Origin of the sequence: Acinetobacter sp. ANC 4204, assembly GCF_002135205.1 — a bacterium.
Taxonomy (GTDB): domain Bacteria; phylum Pseudomonadota; class Gammaproteobacteria; order Pseudomonadales; family Moraxellaceae; genus Acinetobacter.
Genome location: NZ_NEFZ01000005.1, coordinates 102180 through 127873, shown reverse-complemented (window position 1 = coordinate 127873; position 25694 = coordinate 102180). Strand labels below are relative to the sequence as shown.

The 25694-nt window shown below is 42.6% G+C and carries 25 protein-coding genes and 4 tRNA genes; 17 read left to right on the top strand and 12 right to left on the bottom strand.

Annotation, left to right across the window (positions count from 1 at the left end):
• Positions 1 to 24: 24 nt before the first annotated feature.
• Positions 25 to 1827 carry an ABC transporter ATP-binding protein gene (locus tag B9T36_RS11985; protein ID WP_086209709.1) on the bottom strand — a complete coding sequence of 601 codons (1803 nt, stop codon included), beginning with the start codon at positions 1825 to 1827 and terminating at the stop codon, positions 25 to 27.
• Between the two features lie 128 nt (positions 1828 to 1955).
• Between B9T36_RS11985 and B9T36_RS11980 the strand changes: the two genes are divergently transcribed.
• Complete coding sequence (locus B9T36_RS11980; protein WP_086209708.1) at positions 1956 to 2588, top strand: alpha-ketoglutarate-dependent dioxygenase AlkB family protein; 633 nt, start codon at positions 1956 to 1958, stop codon at positions 2586 to 2588.
• A 7-nt stretch (positions 2589 to 2595) separates the two neighbouring features.
• Here the strand turns inward: B9T36_RS11980 and B9T36_RS11975 are convergent, their stop codons facing one another.
• Positions 2596 to 3366 carry an IclR family transcriptional regulator gene (locus B9T36_RS11975; RefSeq protein WP_086209707.1) on the bottom strand — a complete coding sequence of 257 codons (771 nt, stop codon included), beginning with the start codon at positions 3364 to 3366 and terminating at the stop codon, positions 2596 to 2598.
• 445 nt (positions 3367 to 3811) lie between these two features.
• Between B9T36_RS11975 and B9T36_RS11970 the strand changes: the two genes are divergently transcribed.
• The 3 genes from B9T36_RS11970 to B9T36_RS11960 are packed head-to-tail and all read left to right on the top strand — an operon-like array spanning position 3812 to position 7147.
• The gene (locus B9T36_RS11970) at positions 3812 to 5893 is read left to right on the top strand and encodes an FUSC family protein (protein WP_086209706.1); all 2082 of its coding nucleotides are present in this window, start codon (positions 3812 to 3814) and stop codon (positions 5891 to 5893) included.
• A gap of 2 nt (positions 5894 to 5895) precedes the next feature.
• Complete coding sequence (locus tag B9T36_RS11965) at positions 5896 to 6102, top strand: DUF1656 domain-containing protein (RefSeq protein WP_086209705.1); 207 nt, start codon at positions 5896 to 5898, stop codon at positions 6100 to 6102.
• A gap of 37 nt (positions 6103 to 6139) precedes the next feature.
• Positions 6140 to 7147, top strand: coding sequence for an HlyD family secretion protein (locus B9T36_RS11960; protein WP_086209813.1), 1008 nt, complete (start codon positions 6140 to 6142; stop codon positions 7145 to 7147).
• An 83-nt stretch (positions 7148 to 7230) separates the two neighbouring features.
• Here B9T36_RS11960 and ruvX read toward each other — a convergent pair whose 3' ends face one another.
• The 3 genes from ruvX to recN form a co-directional block, all read right to left on the bottom strand.
• Positions 7231 to 7674 carry a Holliday junction resolvase RuvX gene (ruvX, locus tag B9T36_RS11955; protein WP_086209704.1) on the bottom strand — a complete coding sequence of 148 codons (444 nt, stop codon included), beginning with the start codon at positions 7672 to 7674 and terminating at the stop codon, positions 7231 to 7233.
• Positions 7667 to 8221, bottom strand: a complete 555-nt coding sequence (locus tag B9T36_RS11950; RefSeq protein ID WP_086209703.1) for a YqgE/AlgH family protein — start codon at positions 8219 to 8221, stop codon at positions 7667 to 7669. The genes ruvX and B9T36_RS11950 overlap by 8 nt, the downstream gene beginning before the upstream one ends.
• 111 nt (positions 8222 to 8332) lie before the next feature.
• A complete protein-coding gene (recN, locus tag B9T36_RS11945; RefSeq protein ID WP_086209702.1) occupies positions 8333 to 9994 on the bottom strand; it encodes a DNA repair protein RecN in 1662 nt (553 codons plus the stop codon).
• Positions 9995 to 10384: 390 nt separating this feature from the next.
• On the opposite strand from recN, the gene B9T36_RS11940 reads away from it, so the two are divergent.
• The 3 genes from B9T36_RS11940 to B9T36_RS11930 all read left to right on the top strand — a co-directional run bounded on the left by B9T36_RS11940 (position 10385) and on the right by B9T36_RS11930 (position 12549).
• Complete coding sequence (locus B9T36_RS11940; RefSeq protein ID WP_086209701.1) at positions 10385 to 10708, top strand: pyrimidine/purine nucleoside phosphorylase; 324 nt, start codon at positions 10385 to 10387, stop codon at positions 10706 to 10708.
• A gap of 141 nt (positions 10709 to 10849) precedes the next feature.
• Positions 10850 to 11599, top strand: a complete 750-nt coding sequence (rlmB, locus tag B9T36_RS11935) for a 23S rRNA (guanosine(2251)-2'-O)-methyltransferase RlmB (protein ID WP_086209700.1) — start codon at positions 10850 to 10852, stop codon at positions 11597 to 11599.
• Between the two features lie 32 nt (positions 11600 to 11631).
• Positions 11632 to 12549, top strand: a complete 918-nt coding sequence (locus B9T36_RS11930; protein WP_171264462.1) for a DMT family transporter — start codon at positions 11632 to 11634, stop codon at positions 12547 to 12549.
• Between the two features lie 13 nt (positions 12550 to 12562).
• Here B9T36_RS11930 and coaE read toward each other — a convergent pair whose 3' ends face one another.
• The 4 genes from coaE to pilB are packed head-to-tail and all read right to left on the bottom strand — an operon-like array spanning position 12563 to position 17000.
• Positions 12563 to 13162 (bottom strand): dephospho-CoA kinase, encoded by a 600-nt coding sequence (gene coaE, locus B9T36_RS11925; RefSeq protein ID WP_086209699.1) that lies wholly within the window; start codon positions 13160 to 13162, stop codon positions 12563 to 12565.
• Between the two features lie 8 nt (positions 13163 to 13170).
• Positions 13171 to 14031, bottom strand: a complete 861-nt coding sequence (locus tag B9T36_RS11920) for a prepilin peptidase (RefSeq protein ID WP_086209698.1) — start codon at positions 14029 to 14031, stop codon at positions 13171 to 13173.
• The gene (locus B9T36_RS11915; RefSeq protein WP_086209697.1) at positions 14031 to 15257 is read right to left on the bottom strand and encodes a type II secretion system F family protein; all 1227 of its coding nucleotides are present in this window, start codon (positions 15255 to 15257) and stop codon (positions 14031 to 14033) included. Before B9T36_RS11915 ends, B9T36_RS11920 begins: the two co-directional genes overlap by 1 nt.
• Before the next feature lie 30 nt (positions 15258 to 15287).
• Positions 15288 to 17000, bottom strand: coding sequence for a type IV-A pilus assembly ATPase PilB (gene pilB / locus B9T36_RS11910; protein ID WP_086209696.1), 1713 nt, complete (start codon positions 16998 to 17000; stop codon positions 15288 to 15290).
• A 278-nt stretch (positions 17001 to 17278) separates the two neighbouring features.
• On the opposite strand from pilB, the gene tpiA reads away from it, so the two are divergent.
• The 10 genes from tpiA (at position 17279) to B9T36_RS11860 (ending at position 24379) form a co-directional block, all read left to right on the top strand.
• Positions 17279 to 18070, top strand: coding sequence for a triose-phosphate isomerase (tpiA, locus tag B9T36_RS11905; protein ID WP_086209695.1), 792 nt, complete (start codon positions 17279 to 17281; stop codon positions 18068 to 18070).
• Positions 18071 to 18083: 13 nt separating this feature from the next.
• The gene (secG, locus tag B9T36_RS11900) at positions 18084 to 18413 is read left to right on the top strand and encodes a preprotein translocase subunit SecG (protein ID WP_086209694.1); all 330 of its coding nucleotides are present in this window, start codon (positions 18084 to 18086) and stop codon (positions 18411 to 18413) included.
• A gap of 53 nt (positions 18414 to 18466) precedes the next feature.
• Positions 18467 to 18551 (top strand) — tRNA-Leu (locus B9T36_RS11895).
• Positions 18552 to 18599: 48 nt separating this feature from the next.
• Positions 18600 to 18676: transfer RNA gene (locus tag B9T36_RS11890), tRNA-Met, on the top strand.
• A 69-nt stretch (positions 18677 to 18745) separates the two neighbouring features.
• A tRNA-Met gene (locus B9T36_RS11885) sits at positions 18746 to 18822 on the top strand.
• Positions 18823 to 18911: 89 nt separating this feature from the next.
• Positions 18912 to 18988, top strand: a tRNA-Met gene (locus B9T36_RS11880).
• Between the two features lie 227 nt (positions 18989 to 19215).
• A complete protein-coding gene (gene rimP / locus B9T36_RS11875; protein ID WP_086209693.1) occupies positions 19216 to 19740 on the top strand; it encodes a ribosome maturation factor RimP in 525 nt (174 codons plus the stop codon).
• 40 nt (positions 19741 to 19780) lie between these two features.
• Positions 19781 to 21265: a transcription termination factor NusA gene (nusA, locus tag B9T36_RS11870; RefSeq protein ID WP_086209692.1), complete on the top strand. Its 1485-nt coding sequence runs from the start codon at positions 19781 to 19783 to the stop codon at positions 21263 to 21265.
• Positions 21266 to 21275: 10 nt separating this feature from the next.
• Complete coding sequence (gene infB / locus B9T36_RS11865; RefSeq protein ID WP_086209691.1) at positions 21276 to 23975, top strand: translation initiation factor IF-2; 2700 nt, start codon at positions 21276 to 21278, stop codon at positions 23973 to 23975.
• A complete protein-coding gene (locus B9T36_RS11860) occupies positions 23975 to 24379 on the top strand; it encodes a ribosome-binding factor A (protein ID WP_086209690.1) in 405 nt (134 codons plus the stop codon). Before infB ends, B9T36_RS11860 begins: the two co-directional genes overlap by 1 nt.
• Positions 24380 to 24491: 112 nt before the next feature.
• Here B9T36_RS11860 and B9T36_RS11855 read toward each other — a convergent pair whose 3' ends face one another.
• The 3 genes from B9T36_RS11855 to B9T36_RS11845 are packed head-to-tail and all read right to left on the bottom strand — an operon-like array spanning position 24492 to position 25692.
• Positions 24492 to 24887 carry a Na+/H+ antiporter subunit G gene (locus B9T36_RS11855; protein ID WP_086209689.1) on the bottom strand — a complete coding sequence of 132 codons (396 nt, stop codon included), beginning with the start codon at positions 24885 to 24887 and terminating at the stop codon, positions 24492 to 24494.
• Between the two features lie 11 nt (positions 24888 to 24898).
• Entirely contained in the window at positions 24899 to 25174 is a 276-nt protein-coding gene (locus B9T36_RS11850) for a monovalent cation/H+ antiporter subunit F (protein WP_086209688.1), read from the bottom strand.
• Positions 25171 to 25692, bottom strand: a complete 522-nt coding sequence (locus tag B9T36_RS11845) for a Na+/H+ antiporter subunit E (RefSeq protein WP_086209687.1) — start codon at positions 25690 to 25692, stop codon at positions 25171 to 25173. The genes B9T36_RS11850 and B9T36_RS11845 overlap by 4 nt, the downstream gene beginning before the upstream one ends.
• Positions 25693 to 25694: the final 2 nt, after the last annotated feature.

Here is a 25694-nt window from a genome sequence, read left to right as displayed (position 1 = left end):
AGCTTTTTTTATATTGAAGAGAAGTCAACTATGCGTTTCTTCCTCAGTATCATCTTCAAAAGTTTTGGCAATTTTTTCAATATTTAGGCTCTTGGCCATCGCATCAAAAATTTCTTTATAAACGCCTTCCTGACGGTACAGTGCTTCATGTTCCCCATGTTCTGCAATACAGCCTTCTTTCATCACATAGGTATAATCGGCATCAATAATTTGCGACAAGCTATGTGAAATAATAATCACCGTTCGCCCTTGTTTGATCTGATCGAGGCTATGTTTAATCTGCTCGCTAGCAATCGCATCGAGGCTGGCGGTTGGCTCATCAAGAAAAATAATCGGTGGGTTTTTGAGGAACATGCGTGCCAGCGCAATGCGCTGTTGTTGCCCACCAGAGAGTATCAGGGCATCGGATTGATAGGCTTCGGGCAATTGAAGAATTTGCTTGTGAATGGACGCTTTTTCTGCGGCAGCGTAGACTTCATCATCTGTGGCATTGATTTTTCCATAACGAATATTGTCTAAAATACTGCCTTGGAAAATGTGATTTTTCTGTAAAACGAGACCAATGTGATCACGTAAATAAGTGGTGTCTATGTCTTGTAGGTCAATCCCATCGAGCTCAATTTTTCCTGCATCAGGCTGATAAAACTTATCCAATAAGCTAATTAAAGTGGACTTGCCTGCGCCCGATAAACCGACCAACGCTGTGATTTTATTCGGTCGAATTTCCATGTCGATTTGCTTTAATGCATGATGACCATTGGGATAGAAAAAATCGACATGCTTTAATGTGAACTTACCTTGAATTGTGGGTTTGAGCGTACCACTTTGCTCGATTTCATCATCGGCTTCTAAAATTTTAAAAAAGCTTTCCGCGTAAATCATCGCATCATTCACTTCATCATAAATACGGTGCAATGAACGAATGGGTGCGGAGACATTATTGAACAATAAAATATGAAACATGATCATCCCGATGCTCATCTGTCCATCGAGTACAAAGTACGCCGTGAGGATGATAATCAGCACAATCCCGATTTGTTCAATAAAGGTCTTTAAGCCATCAAATAAAAAACTGAGCTGCCGTGTTTGCATTTGGTTTTCGGTCAGTGCTTTTTGCAGTTTCAGTTGTTTGGTGGACTCAATAGACTCTCGGTTAAAGGATTTAATCACACTAATCGACTGGATAATACTCAGAATGCCTTGGCTCTTTTTTTCACGACCATCACGCAGTTTACGCCGCCATCCTCCTAGTTTTTTTGCTTGTTGAAAGGTCAGCCAAAAGTAAATCGGAATAATACTGGTTGCTACTAAACCGACATAAATATTGGCATAGTACATCAGTCCCAGTGCCACAATCGCACTGCTAAAGAGCGGTAAAATATCAATAAAAAAGATTTGTATGAGACGGGTGAGCGAACCAATGCCACGGTCAATTCGCGTTTGTAGCTTACCTGCTTGGTTCTGATCGGCATTAAAAAAGGTCAAACGATAGTTCAGGAATTTTTCAATAATACTTTGCGCCAAGTCTTGTGATACCAGAATGCGCAGTTTTTCCCCATAAAATTTTTGACCAAACTGCACCAAGGCACTGATGATTTCTTTGCTGAGTAAAATCACAGAAATAGTGATCAAAATGTGTAGGCCTTCGGTCAGTCCTTGGCCTTGTTCGACCAGACGGTTGATACTGTCGACGGCATATTGCAAAGTCAGGGCATTGACCTGCGCGGTGAAGGAACCAATGAGCGTCAGGATCAAGGTCGCAATCACCAATATCCGATAGGGGTGGACAAAGGGGCGAAGCTTTTGAAACAACTGCCAAAGGTTCATACATGCTTCTTTTTATTGTGAAAGTTCACATGAGTGTATGCATAAGGAGGCTAGGCGACAAGCTGTGACTTTGTTTTGATTTGTGTCGTTCTAAATTCAGTTAAACTGTTTGCAGAGGAGGAAAAGTCATGACCTTAGATCTGTTTAGTCCTGAACCGCAAGAAAACTTGCTCCCATGTGATGGGCAGGTGCAGGATTTGGGCTTGATTTTAACTGCGGAGCAAAGTGCGAAATATTTGGATTATTTTTTAGCGCATTTGGCATGGCAACCTGACGAGGTCGTGTTATATGGCAAACGTTATGTCACGGAACGAAAAGTGGTGTGGTATGGCGATACTGAGTATCAATATCGCTATTCGGGGAGTGCCAAGCAAGCACTGTTATGGCATCCTGCTTTGTTTCGTTTAAAACAGCATATTGAGCAACTGGTGGGGCATCCATTTAATTCATGTTTAGCCAATTTATATGAAAATGGTAGCCAAGCTGTGGGCTGGCATAGTGATGATGAACCTTCACTACGTTCGCCGCAGCAAGACAATGTGGTGATTGCCTCACTCAGTTTTGGTGCAACTCGTAAGTTTTGCTTTAAGCACAAGTTTAAACAGGAAAAAGTTGAGCTTATGCTACACAGTGGGCAATTGATCGTGATGCGTGGACAGACTCAGCGCTACTGGAAACATGCGTTGATGAAATCCAGTAAAATCACTGAGCCACGACTGAATTTAACCTTTCGCTATTTCTATCCCGCACAGCAAGGCTAAATAAAATTTAGGTCTCAATATTATGTAGCAGGTTGCATTTCTGTTCGATTTGTAGTGCGCTATGTCTTAATATTTCGACCATTTTTTTCAGATCGACAAATTCAAATCGGTTCTTCGAAGCCAATAAGGTCAGTGCCAACGGCGTATCTTTGGGTGAAAATTTGACAGGTACGGAAAGACTGGCAAGATTGGGGTCAAACTCGCCATTGGAAAAATAATAGCCCTGTTTCTTAATGGCTTTCATTTTCTGTAAAAATTCGTCTTGGCTCGCGGCAAAATTGACCTCAGCCAGTTGAGTAGCAAATTTTTGATAATATTCAATAATTTTGGCTTTGCTAAGCTGTGAGATCACCACTTTCGGCGATGAACCCAAATACACGGGACGTGGGCAACCCCGCCCATAGGAAAATAACTCAAGGTCTTTAAAGACTTCACCATATAGGTCAATACAGTGCTCTGCGTTGAGCTGGGTGAGGATACAGCAAAACTCTGTTCGCTCAACGATGTCTTGCATAAAAGGAATGCTGATTTGTAATAACGGATCTGTGGTTCGAGAGATATAGTCCAACACAGCAATTTGAGAGCCCAAAGTATAGTCACCGCTGGTTCCGCTTAAACGCTGTAAAAGTCCTGCGGACACCAATTCTTTTAAGTAGCGATAACTTGTAGGTTGTGAAAGCCCCAGTTCGGCACTGATAGTATCGACATTGATAATCGGGCGTGACACAGAAAAGAGGCCTAAGACAGTGAGAATTTTACCAAAACTTGAAAGTGCCATAACAACCTACTGAGTCAAAAATCATCTATCTGAGCAATAGTGACTATATAACAAAAAACACATAACTTTGACATGGTTTTCTGTTTACGCAGAAGGCTTGAGAAACTTTTAATATGCAGAATTGATCTGAAAAACAAGCGATAAAACACAGATAAAAAAGATTGTATTATCATATAGAGATATTTTGATTGACAAAAATAATTAATTTTGGAAAAATTGTCTATAGAAATGTCTTTTAATGAATAATGTTTCATTATTTTTTTGAGCGTTTTCTTTCCTGTCACATGGTGCTGTCTTTGCCCATGTCTGTAAAAGACTTCATTTATTGGAATTATTTTTGATTCGTTTTCGCTTCTGGTGAGGATGAAGTGTTGCTGTTTGCTTGAGCAATACTGCGTTGAAGAATCCTGTAGATGTTGTCATTCAGCGCATTTAGAGATGATTTATGTTCCTGACCAAACAGTTAATCGCATTTCGTCCAAATAAATTGGATTGGATTTTTGCGAGCAAAACTTTTTTGGCAGGCATGCTTTCACTGTATGTGGCATTTTCCTTAGATCTGGCTTATCCCATTTGGGCTATAGGCACGGTCTTCGTGATTGCCAATCCTTATACTGGAATGGCCGCTTCAAAGAGCGTATATCGTGTTTTGGGAACGCTGTTGGGCGCTATTGTTTCACTTGCGGTTACCCCAAATCTGATTAATACCCCTGAACTATTCACCTTGTTTTTGGCGACGTGGGTCGGATTTTGCCTATATTTTTCTTTATTGGATCGAACGCCACGTAGCTATATTTTTATGTTGGCTGGTTATACCACAGTCATTATTTGCTACAACATTATTTATAACATTGAAACTACGTCAATGTTTGATATGGCGATTGGGCGCTTTATCGAAATTACGGTTGGAGTGTTATGTAGTGCCGTGGTGAATGCGGTACTGTTCCCTATGCATATTGGTCCTGTGGTGAAAACCCGTGTTTCACAGACTCTTCAAGATACCCGGGCAGTTTTTGATAAAATCCTCAATGCGGACGTAAAAGCCATCAATTACAGCGCTACGCTCAGTCATATCACGCGTGATATTGCTGATATTCATGTGATGGCTGTGTACTTGAGCTATGAAAAATCAGCATTACAAGGCATGACCAAACCCTTACAAGAAATGTTGCATCAACTGAGTATGTTGGTGACCAATCTGGTGGCGATGGCAGAGCGGATTCAGCAGCTAGACCACATTGATGTTGCGTACCGTCCTGCTTTAGAAAAAGTGCATGTGCAGATCGTCGAGTTTTTGCAAGGCGATCAAGCCATTTTAGAACAAGAACTAAACCATTTGCCTGAACAATTTGAGTCGAGTTTCCAAGACGTGTTTGACAGTGCCTTGCCACAGCAGCATGTCATATTGGCCAGTTTAAAAATGGATGTGCGTCATTTTATTCAAAATATACGTGCCATTAAGTTGATTTGGCAACGTATTCAACAAGGCGATGACAGTTTACCTGCGACCGTGATCCCGATGAGTACGACTTATCCTAACTTACATCGCGATCATGGTATCGCAGTACGTGGTGGTGTTTCTGCTTTTATCGTGGTGATTGTGGCGACTGGCTTTTGGATCGTCAGTGGCTGGAAAGCAGGTTTTATGATGGCGGAAATGGCGGCTATTTGTGCTTGCATTCTCACCAGTATGGATAATCCCGTTCCTGCCTTAAAAATTTTTATCCGTGGCAGTTTGTATGCGGCGATTATTGTCTTTATTTATGCTTATGGCATCTTCCCGCAAGTCAGCGCTTTTTGGATGTTAGCGATAGTGTTGGCCCCTTTTTGTATGTATTGCCTGATGCTGTTTTTACATCCGCCACTTACAGGCTTGGCGTTGCCTTTATTGATGGGTGTGGTCATGGGCTTAAACCTGCAAAACCGTTATCACCTAGATCAAGTAACGTTCTTTGATGCCTCGATTGGTACAGTTCTTGGTCCGATCATTTCTGTCTATGTGATTCATTTGGTTCGTGCGATGTCGCCGGACATTACAGCCAAACGAATCCTGTCTTTACACTATAAAGCGATACGACAAGCGCTATATTTGCCTTATGGGGTCGAGTTTAGAGTGCATTTGCGTAGTATGTTGGATCGGATAGGTGTGTTGAATACCAAGTTGGTACAGTCTGATGTACTGAAGCAAAAAATCAATTTGGCATTGATTGAGTCCAGTGCAGTGATTGATTTGACCCGAGTACAAGAATTAATGGATCAGTTATCAGGCTATACAACCCTTACTAGACATTTACAAAAATTACAAAGCCAAATAGATGTATTTTTTCAGGCCAAGGAGAGACATACGGCTGACTCAAAGTGTAGGCAAGACATTTTAGATAAAATTCAGGATATTCAAGTCGAATTGGTACAGATTGATGATTTGAGCATTGCACGTCGTTTGCAGGTTTCTCTAAATAATATTCAAAGTAGTTTGTGTCATGCGACATGGGATGAAATGCCCCAAGTCGGTTTGTTGGGAGCATAACGATGGGTGAACTCAATATCTATGGCGTATATGTCCCTGTTTTGGTCGTTCAGGCACTTTTGGCCTACATCGGTTTAAGGCTACTCATGCGGGTGACTGACCCTTGGGTTGATAAAGGTTGGATTTTTTTACCCAGTATTTTTTATTTATGTCTATATATCACGCTGCTAGGCATAGTCCATTGGGGTTTTATCGTGCGCTTTTCTTAAGCACACATTTGATTGAAATGAATGAGGTAAAATGAACATGGCATCCTTTGATTGGCGTAAAGTCAGCCGACCCTTAACTTTAGTTGTCATCGTGGTTGTTGCGATTTTGGTAATCGCTCATCTTTGGCACTACTACAATGCTGAGCCGTGGACACGTGATGGGCGGATTCGAGGTGATGTGATTCAAGTCTCTTCAGATGTTTCAGGCTTAGTCACTGAGGTTTTGGTGCGTGACAATCAAACGGTAAGAAAAGGGCAAGTGCTGTTTAAAATTGACATAGCACGTCAAGCTTTGGATGTCGAACAAGCCAAATCAGACTTAGCTAAAGCCAAAGCCAGTTTGGCTTCTGCTGAAGCAGAATTGTTTCAGAGCAAAGCCAACTGGGTCAAGTCACAGGCCAATAGCCTTTTGGCTGATAAAAATGCAGATCGCTATGCTAATTTGATGGAGGGTGCGATTTCAAAACAAGAACAAGATCAGATGTTTGCTGTACGAGATCAATCACATGCCGAACAGGAGCAAATGCAAGCCGCAATTCAGCAAGCCAAAGCCAATATTGCCCAGCAGCAGGCACTCATTGACGTTGCAACCAGTAATTTACATTTGGCGGAATTAAACTTGAACCGTTCCGAAGTAGTAGCACCTGCCGATGGCACATTGTCTAACTTTGAGATGAAAGCAGGCAACTATGTCAAAGTGGGGCAAGCGGTAGCGGCGTTGTTGGATCGTTCACAACTTTATGTGGTGGGCTATTTTGAAGAAACCAAGTTAAATAAAATTTATCTCGGTGCTCCCGCAACCATTCAGTTGATGGGTGATTCGGGAAGTTTAAAAGGTCATGTGCAGGGCATTGCCTCAGGCATTGAAGATCGTGAACGAACATCCAGTACAGGTCTACTGGCAAATGTAAATCCAACTTTTAGTTGGGTGCGTTTAGCGCAACGCGTTCCTGTAAAAATTGCATTAGATGAAATTCCAAAGAATGAATTGGCATTTGTTGCGGGGCGAACTGTGACAGTACATATTATCGAGAAGAGCCACTAAATTGGTCTTTCTTCATCTCTTAAAAAAGCATCCTTATTGGATGCTTTTTTAAGATGATTCGCTATGTTTCGATAGACTTTGAACTAAGGAGTAAGTCCTTTGGGTTCACGATACCAACTTTCAATAAATAATGCAGCGGCAAGGCTATCTGCAGAGAGATTTTTCCCTCTGCCTTGTGCTTGGTAGTGACTTAACTCATCGCGGGCAGAGCGGGTACTTAAACGTTCATCCACCATCCACGTTTCAATATTGGTCTGATGACGTAAACGACGCGCAAATTTACGCGCGCGGGCCGAGAGTTCTGACTCACTATCATCCATATTCAGCGGTAAACCGACTAAAAATAGATTGGGTTGATATTGCTTGACAATTTTATGCAAATCATTCCAATTGGGAATGCCATCTCTCATGGGAAACAACGCCAAAGGTGTGGCACTTTCAATCAATGCTTGACCGACAGCCATGCCCATTTTCTGTGTACCAAAGTCAAATGCCATAATCATTTGGGGCGTGTTTAAATCAGGCATGTCCAATCTCAGATGACAACCAGGTTCTGTCGAGCCCCAACTTTTTGTAGGCAGCATCCCAACGGTCGTTATAAGGAATATTAAAAATCAAATCCATATCAGCATCACAGACCAGCCAATCACCACGAGCGAGTTCATCTTCCAATTGGTTTTTGGTCCAGCTGGCATAACCCAAAGCAATTTGATAACGACCCACACCTTCGTTATGGGCAATGGCATCTAGAATATCTTTAGAGGTAGTGATACAGATGTTTTCTCCCACCGCAATAGATGAGTGCCATGTTGGTTGGCCAGTATGTAAGACAAAGCCTGCTTCAGGACGTAAAGGGCCACCTTGGAGTACATCATGAGGGCGGACATGATCTGCTTCAATTTCAAGATCATTGAGCAATTCCTTAACAGAAAGTCCTGAAGGTCGGTTGATGATGATGCCTTGAGCTCCTTCTTCATCGTGTCGAGCCAAATAAATCACCGTATTGGCAAAAAAATCATCTGCCATATCGGGCGGGGCAATGAGACAGCGATGCGTCAGATATTGTTTGCTCACCTAAAGGCTTCTCCTTGAAATTGAAATGCTTCTAGTAAATGTTCCTAATTACCACGTTACTAGACTAATGCCTATTCTCCAAATCTTTTTTTGTGATCCAATCTACATATTCTAAGCAGACTGGAACTTTAGCTGGCGTAATTGCTTGGCATGTTGCAGTGTGGTGTCGTTGATTTCAACCCCCCCTGTCATGCGTGCGAGCTCATTGATTCGCTCATCTTCTTCTAAACTTAAAATGGTACTGCTGGCAGGATCAGTTTGGCGCTTTTTCACCAATAGATGTTGGTCGGATTGTGCTGCGACTTGGGCTTGGTGGGTAATACATAAAATTTGCACGTGTGAGCCTAAGTCGGCCAATAGGCGTCCCACAATTTCCGCCGTACCACCACTGATCCCGACATCAATTTCATCAAACACCAAAACTTCTGCTTCAGTTTTTTCAGCATTCATCACTTGCATGACCAAGGCAATACGTGAGAGTTCACCGCCTGATGCTACTTTGGCTAAGGGCTGAGGTGGGATACCTTTATTGGCTGTAAATAATAGTTGGATAAAGCTGAGTCCCTCACTTGAAGCCTGTTCCAAAGGTTCAAACTTAAACTCAAAATGAGCTTCAGGTAGGGCCAGTTGTTTCACTTGTTCGGTTAAATGTTTGGCCAGTGGTGCGGCTGCATCTTGGCGAATTTGATCCAGATGGTGTGCTTTATCTAAAAAGTCTTGATGCGAGCGCTCGACTTGTTCTGCCAGTGTTTCAGGGTCTTCTAATAAGTGAAGTTGTTCTAATTCGACTTGCCATTGTTCATATTCTTGCTTGAGCAATTCAGGCTGCGTGCGATATTTACGTGCAAAACGATGGAACATTTCAAGCTGTGTATTGAGCTCTTCCATGCGTTCAGGGTCGTAGCTTTGACGGTCAATAAACTGACGTAGGTTGGCTGTGGCATCTTCAAGTTCACTTTGCGCATTCAGCAAAGAGGTGTGAATCTCAGCCAATTGCTCACTACGGCCTGCATGCGACTCTAAACGACGAAGAATACTGGAAACTTCTTGATTAATGTTCTGCTCTGCATCATCTAATGCATTTAAGGCATAACTGCTGTCTTGCATGATGTTTTCATGATGTGAAAGACGGTCAAACTCTTGTTCAATCTCCTTGTAGTCGATTTGAACCACATCTTCGAGTTCTTCAAGTTGTAGGTTTAACGTGTCGATACGCTGTTTTCGTGTGGCTTGGGCATCCAATGCTGCTTGGTGCTGACGGATGTCTTTTTGCCAAGTACTATAAGCTTCACGTACAGCCTGCGCTTCAGGGTAGAAGTTGTGATACAGGTCTAACCAGCGCTTTGGATAAGGTGGCTCTAACAGCTGTTGCTGACTGTGTTGACTGTAGAGTTGTACCAACAAACGGCCAATTTCTTTTAATTCAGCTAAGCTACTCGGACGGCCATTAATCCATGCTTTGCTTCGTCCTGTAGCAAAGATCACACGTCTTAAATGAATTTCGCCTGACTCATCATCGAGTTCATGTGACTTTAACCATGTTGCTTCAGGGCTATGTTCTTGATAACTAAAAATAGCGGTCACATCGGCTTTGTCTGAACCAAAACGAACATAGTTAGTGTCGGTGCGTTCACCTAGACATGCTGACAGTGCATCAAGTAATAAAGATTTACCTGCACCTGTTTCACCCGTTAAGACATTAAAGCCTTGATCAATATCAAGGGCTAAGTGATCAGCTAAAGCAAAGTTAATTAAAGTTAAATGTGTCAGCATAAACGCATCCGAGCTGCGAAAAGTTTTAGTTTAAGATAGTCAAGTTTTATTCAGCCGACAAGACGGCAGTGCTATTGGTTTTCGTTAAAACTGGACTATTTTAGCTTGAATCCTAAAGACGACCTAATAGATTTTTAAATCGCGTCGTGAATCTAAAATTGGTAGCAAAGTTGTCTTTGGTTTCTAGATATATTCAAAATGACTATTTTAGGAGGCTTAGACAGGCAAAAATTAAGCCAAAGTGTAGAGAGAAGAGGTGCAATTGTACAATGGTCGGGCTTTAACAAAATATTGATTGAATGGAATAAAACATGGATTGATTAGTTAATCGCACATCTTTAAACTAGCACATCAATATGATTATAAATGCGCATTATCTGGAGTGTATGCATGTCAACTCAGTTCGATCATGTCTCTGTCATTAAAAAATCCAATGTTTATTTTGGCGGTTTATGCATTAGCCATACTGTACAGTTTGAAGATGGTACCAAAAAAACGTTAGGTGTCATTCTACCGACAGAGCAAGCATTGACGTTCGAAACACATGTGCCAGAGCGTATGGAAATTATTTCAGGCGAATGTCGTGTGCAGATTGCAGACAGTGAAGAGAGCGAATTGTTCCGTGCGGGACAGTCTTTTTACGTGCCTGGCAATAGCCGTTTCAAAATTGAAACTGATGAAGTTTTAGATTACGTGTGTCATTTAGAAGGCTAAGCTTTCAGACGATACTCACTAAGTAATTTTAAGCAAAATCAGTTAAACTAGATATTGCACAGCAATCCTGTAAAGTCAGCTTTACAGGATTTTTATTTTGGCACATCGTGTCGATGGTGATTTATCTTTTAGAGGTCCTACATGGCTAAACCTGAATATTTTTATGGCGTTCATTCGGTGGAGTCATTGTTGGAGCTTGAGCCTGAACGTGTGCTCACACTTTTTACCTTAAAAGGGCGTGATGACCAGCGTTTAAAGCGTGTGCTTGAACTGGCTGAACCTTTTGGGATTAGTGTGCAACAAACGGGCCGTGATCGCTTGGAAAAAATGGCTGGCTTGCCGTTCCACCAAGGAGTTGTGGCTGCGGTCCGTCCTAATCCAGTTTTCAATGAAAAAGATCTAGAAGCTTTACTTAAACAGTCGCCAAATTGTTTATTGCTGGGTTTAGACCAAGTCACCGATCCGCATAACCTCGGCGCATGTATCCGTACTGCTGCTGCAATGGGCGTTGAAGCTGTGATTGTGCCTCGTGATCGTTCTGCAAGTTTGACCCCGACTGCGCGCAAAGTTGCGGCAGGTGGTGCTGAAAAAGTTAAATTTATTCAAGTAACCAATTTGGCTCGGACGTTAGCGCAAATTAAGGAAGAATTTAATGTGCGTGTGGTTGGTACCATGTTGGATGAAAAAGCCTTGCCGCTACAACAGTTCGATTTTACGGGCACTGCTGTATGTGTGGTGATGGGTGCTGAAGATACAGGCCTGCGTCCAATTACCCAGTCTCAATGTGATCAAACAGTATATATCCCGATGGCAGGCAACTTGCAAAGTCTGAATGTCAGTGTAGCAACGGGTATGGCTTTGTATGAAGCATGTCGTCAACGTAATATCTAAAATTTTTTAATTTCCGATTCAATTTAAATCCAATGATGACCCCTCAAAAACAAGGCTATGTATTTATTGCCATCACCATGTGTATTTGGGGGGGATTTACCTTAACGGCTCGGCTCAGTGCTAATTGGGGCATTGGGGCGTGGGATATTACTGCCTTACGTTTTCTCTTGGCATTTTGCATCTTAATGCCGATCTTGATCTATAAAAAGGATACCGCCTTTTTGTGGAAGAAAGAGCCTTTTATTTTGGCGATGATTGGTGGGGTATGTTATTGCATCACCGCTTATAGTGCATTTCATTATGTGCCTGCGGCACATGCTGCGATCTTTCTCAATGGCTGCATTCCACTTTGCACGGCTGTCGCGGCTTATCTTTTATTTCGGCAGCCCTTTGACCGGCATACTTGGCTTAGCCTCAGTATAATGTTGCTTGCACTGACGGTCATGAGTGGGTTGATGTATCAAGAAACAGGTATCGCTTTTAGTTTAGGGGATGGTTTATTTTTCCTCAGTGCTGTGCTTTGGGGAACATTTACTGTCTTGCTTCGGCAATGGAAATTATCTGCGTGGCATTCCATGGCAGGTGTTGCGGTTTGGGCTGCGATTGTATTTGTACCAATTTATGTTTTGTTTTTGCCCAAAACCCTCGCACATGTGCAACCTGTGCAATTGATTGCTCAGGTCATATTTCATGGCATATTTGTGGTGATTGTAGCGACTCTTACTTATGTGGAGGCTATTAAACGTTTGGGGGCATTTAAAACAGGCAGTATTGTCACCTTAGCACCATTTATTGCTGCAATAATTGCAGTTCCTCTGCTCAATGAGCCGCTGAGTGTTGCCATTTTATGTGGGCTTGTAGGGATGGGGATTGGTGCCTTGCAGCCTTGGCGCTGGATACGTAAGGACAGTTTGAAAGCCCAACTCGTGCAACAAAAAAAGCAGTCATAATCGACTGCTTTTTTTAGGCTTCTGAACGAGCTAAATACTTTAAATGCAAAGGTCTGAGCTGTGCGTATAAGTGCTCCAAATGTCCATCATTTATCACAATATCATTGGCTAAAGCCTGTTTTTGCTCGCGTGGCATTTGAGCTTGAATGATGGCCTGAATCTGCTCAATATTTTGATGGTCACGTTGAGAAGCACGCAAAATTTGTAGATCTATAGAAGCATCAATCAACAGGGTGTGTTGGGTTAGTTCATGTTGATTGGTCTCAAACAGTAGCGGTGAAACCAAAATCACATAAGGGCTAGTCGCATCTTGCAATTGTTGTCTGATGGACTGGCGAATAGCAGGGTGGGTGATATTTTCCAATTGCGTGCGGGCAGCGGGGTCTTGGAAAATGTGTTCGCGCAAAGCGCGGCGATTCAGTTCGCCGTTGTCTAGGAGCACCCAATCTCCAAACTGGGCTTGAATGTGTTGCAGTGCGGGCTGACCTACAGCCACAATTTCTCGAGCAACCACATCTGCATCAACCACGTGAATGCCTTGTTGTTCAAACCAGTGACTTGCGGCAGATTTCCCGCTACCGATTCCGCCTGTCAGACCTAAAATAAATGCCATAGGTTTTATTAATTGCCTAAATAAATTTTCATAATTTGCTCGCCCCAAAGAAAAGCAATCCAACCTGCAATAGCAATATATGGACCAAAAGCAAAAGGTTGATTTTCTTTTCGAATTTTGAGCAAGATGATGCCGATTATTGCACCAACAAAAGATGAAAGTAGCACAATCAGTGGCAGTAACAACGGCCCCATCCAGGCACCTAAGGCAGCAAGTAACTTAAAGTCGCCATAGCCCATGCCTTCCTTGCCAGTGATAAGCTTAAATAGATAATAGACGACCCATAAGCACAAGAAGCCAATGATATAACCCCAAATGGCAGCGGTGGGAGAGGTATAAATAGCATAACTATTTATTGCTAAACCAAGTGCTGCAAGTGTGAGAGTATAGCGATCTGGCAGGAGCTGCGTATCAAAATCAATAAAGGTTAAAGCGATGAGAATGTAGGTTAAGACTAGGCCAAAAAGCATTTGGATGGTTGGACCAAAGACCGCGACCACGATCAATGCACACATGGCTGTGAGCAGTTCAATAGCAGGGTAACGAATGCTAATTGGGTTATGGCAGGTGCCACACTTTCCACGCAGTACTAACCAACTAACCACAGGGATATTTTGATACCAGTGTATGACGCTGTTGCATTTGGGGCAGGTGGATGCTGGTTTGCTTAAGGTGAGTTTCGTTTCATCAATGATGGGTTGCTCAGGATGAAGTAACAGTTGACAATCAGTACGCCATTCTTGCTCCATCATTTTTGGGGTGCGGTAGATCACCACATTGAGGAAACTGCCGATACACAAACTAAAAACTCCAACCACGAAATAAAGTGCAGTTGGAGTGTTGATCAGAGAGGAAATTATTTCTTGCATTAAACCACAGAACCCATTTGGAAGATTGGTAGATACATGGCAATCACGAGACCGCCCACAAGTACACCCAAGACCGCCATGATCAAAGGTTCCATCATTGCAGTTAAGCCATCCACGGCATTATCAACTTCATTTTCATAGTGAGTGGCAACTTTATCTAGCATGGCATCAAGCGCACCAGATTCTTCACCAATGGCAACCATTTGTACTGCCATGGAAGGGAATTTATTGGTGGCACGCATGGCAAATTGAAGTTGTTGACCGGTTGCTACATCCTCGCGGATTCTCATCACAGCTTCTTCATACACCACATTGTTGGTTGCCCCAGCTGTAGACTCAAGTGCATCAATTAAAGGAACGCCAGCAGCAAAGGTTGTGGAAAGAGTACGGCTATAGCGAGCAATAATTGCTTTATAAACCAAATCACCAAAAATTGGGGCTTTCAGCGCGGCCTTATCTAACAAATTACGAAATTTTTTACTGCGTTTTTTGGTCTCGAGTAAAGCTGTAATTACGATACCAATTATAATAATCAAGATAAACCAATATTTTTGCATCCATTCAGACATGTTGACGACCATTTTAGTGAATGCTGGTAATTCTGCGCCAAAGGAACTAAATAAATCTTGGAAGACTGGTACGACTTTGACCATTAAAATAATGGTCACGATTAAAGCAACTACAACCACTGTTGCTGGATATTTCATGGCTTTCTTAATTTTTTGTTTGAGTAGCTCACTTTTTTCTTTATAGATAGCCACACGATCTAGCATCGTTTCAAGTGCACCAGATTGTTCACCTGATTCGACCAACGAACAGAATAAATTGTCGAAATATTGAGGATATTTTCTGAGAGCCCCAGCAAAGGTATTACCACCTTCAACTTCACCCTTAATGCCGAGGACGACTTCACGCATAGAGGGATTTTCTAAGCCTTCAGCCACAATTTCAAAACCTTGAACCAATGGTACACCGGCTTTCATCATCGTTGCGAGTTGTCGGGTGAAAATCGTGATGTCCAGCGTCGTCACTTTTTTCTTAAATACACCTTCAAGAATATTCTTTTTCTTTTCTCTAATACTCTTGATGGTAATCCCTTGTTTGCGCAAAGTGACTTTGGCTAGAGCTAGATTACGTGCAGGCAATTCCCCTTTGATTTTTGCCCCTTTACGATCAATCCCTTCATAATTGAAGGTTGGCATCATCTGTGCTTTTTTGACAGCCATGCATTTATCCTTATTCTTTCAATATTTCAATTATTCGCTGGTTACACGATTCACTTCTTGTAAGGAAGTAACCCCCTGCATAACCTTGAGTAAACCTGAACGACGTAAATTGTTAAATCCTAATTTTGCTGAAGCTTCTGCAATCTGTAAGGCATTGCCGTCTTCCATAATAATTTTTGAAATTTCTGATGTAACCTTCATAACTTCATAAATGCCGACACGACCTTTATAACCTTCACGACATTCAGCACATCCTACAGGCTGATAAACTTTGAAGTCTGGGTCTTTGATATCTTCTGCGGTAAAGCCCATTTCGAGTAAACTTTGTTCAGGAATGTCAGTAGGTGTTTTACATTGATTGCATAAACGACGTGCCAAACGTTGAGCGATTACGAGGTTGACAGAAGTGGCAATATTAAATGATGGCACCCCCATGTTGCGTAATCGTGTCAGGGTTTCAGGGGCACTGTTAGTATGCAGTGTCGACATCACCATATGACCTGTCTGCGCAGCTTTAATGGCAATTTCTGCTGTTTCAAGATCACGGATCTCACCGACCATTACAATGTCTGGATCCTGACGCAGAAAAGACTTGAGTGCGGCTGAGAAAGTGAGGCCGACTTTATTATTCACGTTGACCTGATTAATGCCTTCTAAGTTAATCTCAACCGGGTCTTCGGCAGTTGAAATATTCGTATCTTCTTTATTTAAAATATTCAAACCCGTATATAAAGATACCGTTTTACCTGAACCTGTTGGACCTGTAATCAGTAGCATGCCTTGTGGTTTGTCCAAGGCTTGCATAAAGAGTTCTTTTTGATCAGGTTCATAACCTAATGCATCAATCCCCAACATAGCGCTAGATGGATCAAGAATACGCAGTACCAGCTTCTCACCAAATAAAGTTGGCAGAGAGTTGACACGGAAATCAATTGCTTTGCTTTTTGATAGCTTTAATTTAATACGCCCATCTTGAGGAACACGTTTTTCGGAAATGTCCATTTGAGACATGACCTTCAAGCGAGAGGCAAGACGTGTTGCGAGCTGTAGTGGTGGGCTGGCAATATGACGAAGTACACCATCGACACGATAACGAACGCGATACGATTTTTCATAAGGTTCAAAATGTAAGTCTGAGGCGCCCATACGAATCGCATCAATTAATAATTTATTGATGTATTTAACAATCGGTGCTTCATCTTCTTGAGGCGAATCATCATCATCGTCATTTGAATTCTGATGATCCTGCTCTAAGTCTAAATCAATGTCTTCATCGGAAAATTCGAAACTATCTGCTTGGGCAAAATTTTGTTCGATGAGTTTTTCCAGTTGTGGGTATTCAACAATAATCGCCTCAATGTTCATTTTAGAGTTGAAGCGAATTGCATCCATGGCATCCATATTGGTTGGATTACTGGTTGCGAGATAAAGAATATTACCGCGGCGGAAGATGGGTAGGATACGGTGTTTAGTGATGAGTTTATCTTCAACTATATCTCGCAGAATTTGAGCCGAGTCATAAACACTTAAGTCAAAAACAGGTTCACCAAACTCCAAAGAAATCGTTTCAGCAATTACATTTGGGGAGAGTTTATAATTTTCGATCAGATAAGGAACAATATCTTGTTGAGCCTTTTTGGCAGCAAGCATCGCCTGCTGCATATTTTCAGCAGTCATGCGTCCGTCTTCGACTAAGCGTCGAATAAAGCCTGTGAATTTAGGCAAACCATTTGATACTGACATTCCCCAAGTCCTTAACTTCTCAATTGTTTATAATTGGTATCGTAAAATTATACTTTTGTTGCACAAAAATACCATATCTGAAAGTGTTGTCACCACCTTAATATCGATTAAAAGCATGAACTGGTCGTAATAGCAGGCGGTTTTTTTTACAAAATGCTCTTTGTTTTGATCGGTGTAGTTTCCATCAAAGAATAAATTCTGGAAGAAAACTATCTTTGAAAAATAAATACCGTGTAGAATGAGGCCGTTTTAATGAACTGTTTTGAATAGGGTGCTGTATGTCGGGTTCGACGATTAAGCCATGGGTTGTCGGCAATTGGAAGATGAACCCAATGCAGGCAGATGCCAAGCAATTGCTTCAAGAATTTAAACAGCTCTTGCAAGAGAAAGAAATAGCACAAGAAAAATGTAATATTGGCGTTGCACCTGTTGCAATCGCACTGGGTGCAACACAAGTTGAGCTTGCGAAAGCTGTACGCCCAGTTTTTACCGTAGCTCAAGATGTTTCACGTTTTGCCCATACTGGTGCATATACAGGTGAGGTGAGTGCAGAGCTACTGAAAGATAGCCAAATCGAATATGTTTTGGTGGGGCATTCGGAGCGCCGTGAATATTTTGCGGAAACTTCTGCTGTTTTAAATGCCAAAGCACAAAATGCACTAAATGCTGGTTTGACTGTCATTTACTGTGTAGGTGAAAGTCTAGAACAACGTGAATCGGGTCGGGCTGAAGTTGTTGTTTTACAACAAATTTGTGACTTGGCTAGTGTGGTGGTGGCGGAACAGTGGCAAAATATTGTGATTGCTTATGAGCCGATTTGGGCGATTGGCACAGGCAAAACTGCATCGCCAGAAGATGCACAGGCCATGCATGCAAAAATCCGTGAAGGTTTAACCCAAATTACCTCGTATGGCGCAAGCATGGCCATTTTATATGGTGGTAGTGTTAAAGCTGAAAATGCAGTAGAGTTAGCGGCTTGTCCAGATATCAATGGTGCGCTCGTCGGTGGGGCATCTTTAAATGCAACGTCTTTTTATAAAATTGCCGAAGCATTTGCAAATACAAAATAATTAGGAGTTCAGCATGCAAACTTTTGTGCTGGTAGTACATATTATCTTAGCTGTGTTGATGATCGTGCTGATTTTAGTCCAGCATGGTAAAGGTGCAGATGCTGGCGCTTCGTTTGGTGGTGGCGGTGCGGCAACTGTATTTGGTGCATCGGGTTCAGGGAACTTCTTGACACGATTAACAGCGATTTTAACGGCATTGTTTTTTGTCACCAGTTTGACATTGGCCGTGTTTGCTAAAAAGCAAACTACAGATGCATACAGCCTAAAGTCGGTACAAACGACAACTTCTGTACCTGTGCAATCGACTGAAACTTCACCAACTGCACCGAAAACAAGCGAATAATTGGAATTAGTCCTTTCTTTTTTGTGGCGATGCTACTAGAATGCGTCACAGCTGCGGTGGTGGTGGAATTGGTAGACACGCTACCTTGAGGTGGTAGTGCTTTCGGGCGTGGGGGTTCAAGTCCCCCCTTCCGCACCAACTTATGAATCCAGAAGATTAAGTTGGTGTATGCAGCAAATCTGTTGATGCGGGATGGAGCAGTCTGGTAGCTCGTCGGGCTCATAACCCGAAGGTCGTTGGTTCAAATCCAGCTCCCGCTACCAATCTTATTTTAGAGGCAAACTAAAGTAAGTGGTTTAAGTGATTAAACCAAGAATATTTTTGCATGTTGATGCGGGATGGAGCAGTCTGGTAGCTCGTCGGGCTCATAACCCGAAGGTCGTTGGTTCAAATCCAGCTCCCGCTACCAATTTGATTTAGGTGCAACTAAATCAAAGCAAGTATGAAGTATTTAGATTGAAAAATAGTTCATATTTGTATATAATTTTTGCACGTTGATGCGGGATGGAGCAGTCTGGTAGCTCGTCGGGCTCATAACCCGAAGGTCGTTGGTTCAAATCCAGCTCCCGCTACCAAGTTTCTAAAAGAGGCTCACAACAAGGTGGGCCTTTTTGCACAGTGGATATTGATTTTCTGTGCAATAATTGGGGCGATTACGCCCTTTTTTATTGGCTATCGTGTAGTGTCGATGTGCGCCGGATACGGTGAAAGTCAAAGTGTCATGTTCCACTACTACTATAGTTTGTATTGGTTTGTAGTGGTCAGTTTCGGCCATTGAATCGCACAAAATTGACGAGAGTAAATGAAGCTATCAAATAAAACCCAAGCACTCCAAGACTTAATTGCTCCTGCAGTGCAAGCCTGTGGTGTGGATCTTTGGGGAATTGAATTCCTTCCTCAAGGCAAACGTTCTTTATTGCGTATTTATATCGACAAAGCGGTCGATGAACATGCAGAACCTGTTATCAATGAAGATGGTGAGCTTGAACAAGGGCGCGGTATTGGTGTTCAGGACTGCGTACGCGTGACTCAACAGGTCGGTGCAATGCTCGATGTGCATGATCCAATTTCAGGTGAGTATGCGCTTGAAGTATCTTCACCAGGTTGGGATCGTCCATTTTTCCAACTTGAACAATTACCAGCATATGTTGGTCAACAAATTGCGTTCCGTTTGATCAGTGCAGTTGATAATCGTCGTAAATTCCAAGCAAAATTGGTTGCTGTAGATCTTGAAGCAGAAATGATTCAAGTTGAAGTGGAAAAGCAACAAGTACTTGAAATTGATAGTAATAATATTGATAAAGCCAATTTGGTCTATCAAGATTAATTCATTTAATAAATAAGAATCTGAACGAAATAGGTGGCTTATGGCACGTGAAATTCTTACCGTCGTTGAAACGGTTAGTAATGAAAAAGGTGTAAGTCGTGAAGCGATTTTCGAAGCCTTGGAACAAGCGCTTGTTGCTGCGACTAAAAAGAAGTTCTACGAAGGAACAAACTCTGAAGAAGCGCAGCTTCGTGTAGAGATTGATCGTAAAACGGGTGAATATAGTACTTTCCGTCAATGGACCGTAGTTGCGGATGAAGATCATGAAATGCCTGCGTGCCAAGACGCCATTTCAGATGTTGATCCAGCAAAATGGTCGATCGGTGATGTACGAGAGCTTGAAGTTGAGTCAATTGACTTCGGTCGTATTGCAGCACAAATTGCGAAACAAGTGATTGTTCAGAAAATTCGTGAAGCAGAGCGTGCGTTGATTGCGGATGCGTATGAGTCGAAAGTGGGCGAGTTGATCTACGGTGAAGTGAAAAAGCAGACCAAAGATGGCTTTATCATTGATCTTGGTGACAATGCAGAAGCGTACCTTGCACGTGAAGAAATGATTGCAAAAGAAATTTTGCGTCCAAAACAACGTGTAAATGCGATTTTGTTTAATGTGAACCGTGAAGGTCGTGGCGCACAGCTTCAGTTATCTCGTGCCAAGCCAGAAATGCTCATTGCGTTGATGAAAAAGGAAATTCCTGAAATTTCTGAAGAAATCATCGAGATTAAAGCAGCGGCGCGTCAACCGGGCGTTCGTGCTAAAATCGCTGTGAAAACCAACGATCATCGTATTGATCCGGTGGGTGCATGTATTGGTATGCGTGGTACACGTATCCAAGCAGTTCAGCAAGAGTTGAACGGTGAGCGTATTGATGTAGTGGTATGGTCTGATGATCCTGCTCAGTATATTGCGAGTGCTTTAGAGCCAGCAGATGTATCGGGTATCGTGATTGATGAAGAAGAACGTACAGCTGACATTATTTTCGCAACCAGCGATCAATTAGCGCGTGCGATCGGTTCTCAAGGTCAAAATGTTCGACTTGCATCTGAATTGACCGGTTACAAACTGAACATGATGCTTGAAGAAGAGTATCATGCTCGTCAGCAAAACGAAGCTCAACAATACCTAGACTTATTTGTATCACGTTTAGATATTGAAGAAGATTTGGCAATGGCTTTGGTTGAAATGGGCTTCACTTCTTTGGAAGAGATTGCTTACGTTCCGGCTGAAACATTTGACGAAATTGAATTAGATGCTGAAGTGGTTGAATTACTTCAAGGCCGCGCAAAAGAAGTTGCATTGGCTGATGCATTGAAACAGCAAGAAAACATCCAAGATCCAAGTGCAGAACTCGTTGCAATGGAAGGGATGACACAAGAGATTGCATATGCACTCGCAGCACGTGGTGTAATCACGATTGATGACTTGGCTGACCAAGCGACTGACGATATTTCAGATATTGAAGGTTTAGGTGCAGAGAAAGCGGGTCAACTTATTATGAAAGCGCGCGAATCATGGTTTAACTAGGAGATCATACATGACGGACAAGACGATACAAGAGTTAGCTCTCAGCGTGAACCGCCCTGTTGAGAAGCTCCTAGAGCAGGTTCGTGATGCAGGTTTACCACAGCGTAAATCGGACGATATTATCTCTACTGAACAACAAGATGCCCTCGTGCACCATTTGAAGAAAATTCATGGTCAAGACGATGGTCAGGCAGGAAAAATCACGTTGAAACGTAAAACGACCAGTACGGCTAAAGTAGCCAGTACATCAGGTAAGGCGAAAACAATTAATGTAGAAGTTCGCAAGAAGCATACATTTACTAAGCCAGATCCAGAACAAATTAAAGCAGAAGCTTTGGCGAAAGCACAAGCTGAGCAACAAGCGCGTGCAAACGTGCAAGCTATGGTTGAACCAAAAGCTGAAACGCCAGTTGTAAATAAAGCAGCTGCAAACTTTGAAGCAATGCGTGCTGCTGCTAAGCAAGAAACGACGAAGCAAGAAGTCGCAAAAGCAGCAGTTGTGGTGAAGCGTAAATCAACCAATAAACCTGTGGTTAAAGCACAAGTTAAAGTGATTGAAACACCAGAACAGAAAAAAGCGCGCGAAGCTCAGGCAGCTCAACTTAAAGCAACTGAAGAAGCAGCTCGTCGTAAAGCAGCTGAAGAAGCACAGCAACGTACACTTGAGCAAATGCGTCAAATGGCGTCTAAATACTCAAATGAAGATGCAACAGCAACGATTCGTGTCGTGGATGATTCTCCACTTGCAGCGGGTCTTGTTGGTCAAGCATATGAAGATTCATTTGCCAAAGAAGACCGCGATATCAAACGTGGTACCAATACACCAGGTGCGCGTGCACCGAAGAAAGGTGGTCGTCGTGGTGAAGAACAGTCTTTCCGTGACAACACGCATAAACGTGGTTTAAAAACCAGCCAAGCAAACAAGCATGGCTTTGAAAAACCAGTTAAAAAACAAGTTTATGATGTTGAAATTGGTGAAACAATTGTGGTTGCTGACTTGGCTGCGAAAATGGCAGTTAAAGTACGCGAAGTGATTAAGTCGCTCATGAAAATGGGTGAACTTGTAACTCAAAACCAAGCGATTGATCAAGAAATTGCAGCGTTGATCGTGGAAGAAATGGGCCATAACCCAGTTCTTGTATCGGATACCCAAGCTGAAGATAACTTACTTGAAGCAGCAGAAGAAGCACGTGGCGCTCAAACGACTCGTCCTCCTGTTGTAACTATCATGGGTCACGTTGACCATGGTAAGACATCATTGCTTGACCGTATTCGTCGTTCAAAAGTGGCAGCTGGTGAAGCGGGTGGTATCACTCAGCACATCGGTGCATATCATGTAACGACTGATAAAGGCATTATCACATTCTTAGATACTCCGGGACACGCAGCATTTACTGCAATGCGTTCACGTGGTGCGAAATCGACAGACATCGTGGTATTGGTTGTTGCGGCGGATGATGGTGTAATGCCACAAACAGCTGAAGCGATTGATCACGCACGTGCTGCTGGCACGCCAATTATTGTTGCAATCAACAAAATGGATAAAGAGTCTGCTGATCCAGACCGCGTATTGAATGAATTGACTGTGAAAGAAATCGTTCCTGAACAATGGGGCGGTGACGTTCCTGTTGCAATGGTTTCAGCACATACAGGTCAAGGTATTGATGAGCTTCTAGATATTATTTCAATCCAAGCTGAATTACTTGAGTTGAAAGCATCTGAAGAAGGTGCTGCTCAAGGTGTCGTGATTGAAGCACGTGTAGACAACAGCCGTGGTGCGGTCACGTCTATCCTTGTTCAAAACGGTACATTGAAAGTAGGTGACCTGGTTCTTGCGGGTGCATCTTATGGTCGCGTACGTGCGATGACAGATGAAAACGGTAAACGTATTCAATCTGCAGGTCCTTCAATTCCAGTGGAAATTTTAGGTTTACCTGAAGCGCCAATGGCGGGTGATGAAGTTCTTGTTGTGAATGACGAGAAGAAAGCACGTGAAGTTGCGGATGCGCGTATGGATCGTGAACGCCAAAAACGTCTTGAGCGTCAAAGCGCAATGCGTCTTGAAAATATCATGGCGTCTATGGGCAAGAAAGATGTACCTATCGTCAATGTCGTATTGAAAACTGATGTACGTGGTACATTGGAAGCATTACACGTTGCTCTTGCTGACCTTGCAACAGACGAAGTTAAAGTCCGTGTCATTGGTTCAGGTGTTGGTGCGATCACTGAATCTGACGTGACACTAGCTGAATCTTCTGAGGCAGTTCTTCTTGGCTTTAACGTACGTGCGGATAACGCAGCACGTCAAAAAGCAGATGCTGACGGCATCGACATTCGTTACTACTCAATTATCTATCAATTGATTGATGATGTGAAAGCAGCGATGAGCGGTAAACTTGCACCAGAACACCGTGAAACAATTCTAGGTGTGGCTGAAGTACGTGAAGTGTTCCACTCAAGTAAGTTTGGTGCTGCAGCAGGCTGTATGGTACTTGAAGGTGTATTACACCGTAACAAACCAATTCGTGTCCTTCGTGATGACGTGGTTGTGTTCCAAGGTGAGCTTGAATCACTTCGTCGTTATAAAGAAGTGGTTGAAGAGGTTCGTGCTGGTATGGAATGTGGTCTTGCGGTGAAAGGTTATAAAGACATCAAAGCACTAGATAAGATTGAAGTGTACGATGTTCAATTGATCAAACGGAGTCTTTAATGGCGGGTAGTCAACGTCTTAAGCGTATGGCGGATACAGTACAACGAGAGTTGTCTGAATTGATCCGTCAAGAGCTGAAAGATCCACGCTTAGGTGGTCTTGTGACCATCTCTGCGGTGAAAGTAAGTCCAGACTTAGGTTATGCTGAAGTGTATGTGACTGTAATGGGTCGTGAGCTTGGCGATGAGCAAAGTGAGGCAGCAAATAAAGAAACACTTGATGTGTTAAACAAAGCATCTGGTTTCTTGCGTCATGAACTCAGCCGTCGTATTAAGACACGTATTACACCGCGTTTGCGTTTCCATTACGACAAAACCAATGCATATGGTAACTATATGTTTGGTCTGATTGCAGAAGCAGTGAAGGATTTACCTGCTGACGAAGCAAAAAAAGATGATGAGTAATTCAGTTTAACTGAGCATAAAAAAGCCACCCGAGGGTGGCTTTTTTATTTGCTTCATTTACATTTACAAATTGAATGAGTCAGAAATACCGAGTGTGGCCGTGATTTCTATGTTACTGAGAAAGATCATCATTATGCTGCTTTTGGAAAGCCCTACGGCGCGTGCGTTGCCAAGGTAAGGGGCGATTTAAAGCTTCTGGTACATCACCACTGAGTGAGCGTAAACGTAAATGCAATGCTGCTTGTGCCATTAAGTTAGCAGATACTGGTGCAGTCAAAAATGCAAATAAGGTGAGCAATAGTTCAGGAAAACCAAAGCGACCTTGAAATGCAGAATAAATCATGGCAGCAATCAAAAAACTGCCCAAGCCAAGCGTACTTGATTTTGTGGGTGCGTGAAGACGCATGAATAAGTCGGGTAGGCGTACCATTCCAATCCCTCCAACCAGCATGAAGAAAGTGCCGATCATGAGAAAAATTGAAACCAGAATTTCCATTGTGAGTTGCATCTATATCGCTCCTAGTCAATCACATGACCTGAGGTGAAGTAGCGTGCTAAAGCGGCTGTAGATACAAAGCCTAACATCGCAACCAATAGCGCACCTTCAAACAATGAGGTGCTGGCCCAGTAAATGCCTAAAATGATAATCAAACAGGTGGCATTTAAAAATAAGGTATCGAGTGCTAATAGTCGGTCCACGATGGATGGGCCAATGATTAAACGAATCAAGCACAGCAGCATTGAGATCGTGACGGCAATTAAACAGATGCCGAGAGCATACGGTAAAATAGTCATGCATTATCTCCTGCTTGAACACCAAAAATTTGCATCAAAGGTTTTTCATAGCGCGCTTTAATATTTTGGATTTCGGCATCAGCATCATCCGTGCTGAGTGCGTGGACCAAAATATCCCCACGATCTTGGTCAATCCCTGCTGAAACGGTTCCAGGCGTTGTGGTAATAATCATTGCCAATAGTGTATTGACTTCCTCATGCTGCGTTTCAAGCGGAACACGAAACCATTTGGGTTGTAGACGATCAATCGGCCCTAGAACTTGTTTTGCCACGGTAATATTGGACATCACAATATCGTAAAGTACGACAAAAAGTAGTTTAACTGCTGATTTCCATTCAATATTTGGCGTATATGCAATGAAAGGTTTAATGAAACGTGGAATAAAGATACCGAGTAAAACTGCCATGACTAAACTCGCTACTTCAACACTATGCGCCAGCATTAGCCAACTAAGTGCAACCACAACCGAAACAAAAGGGTGAGGAAGCCAGCGTACTAGAAAAGAAGTCTTTTTCATGT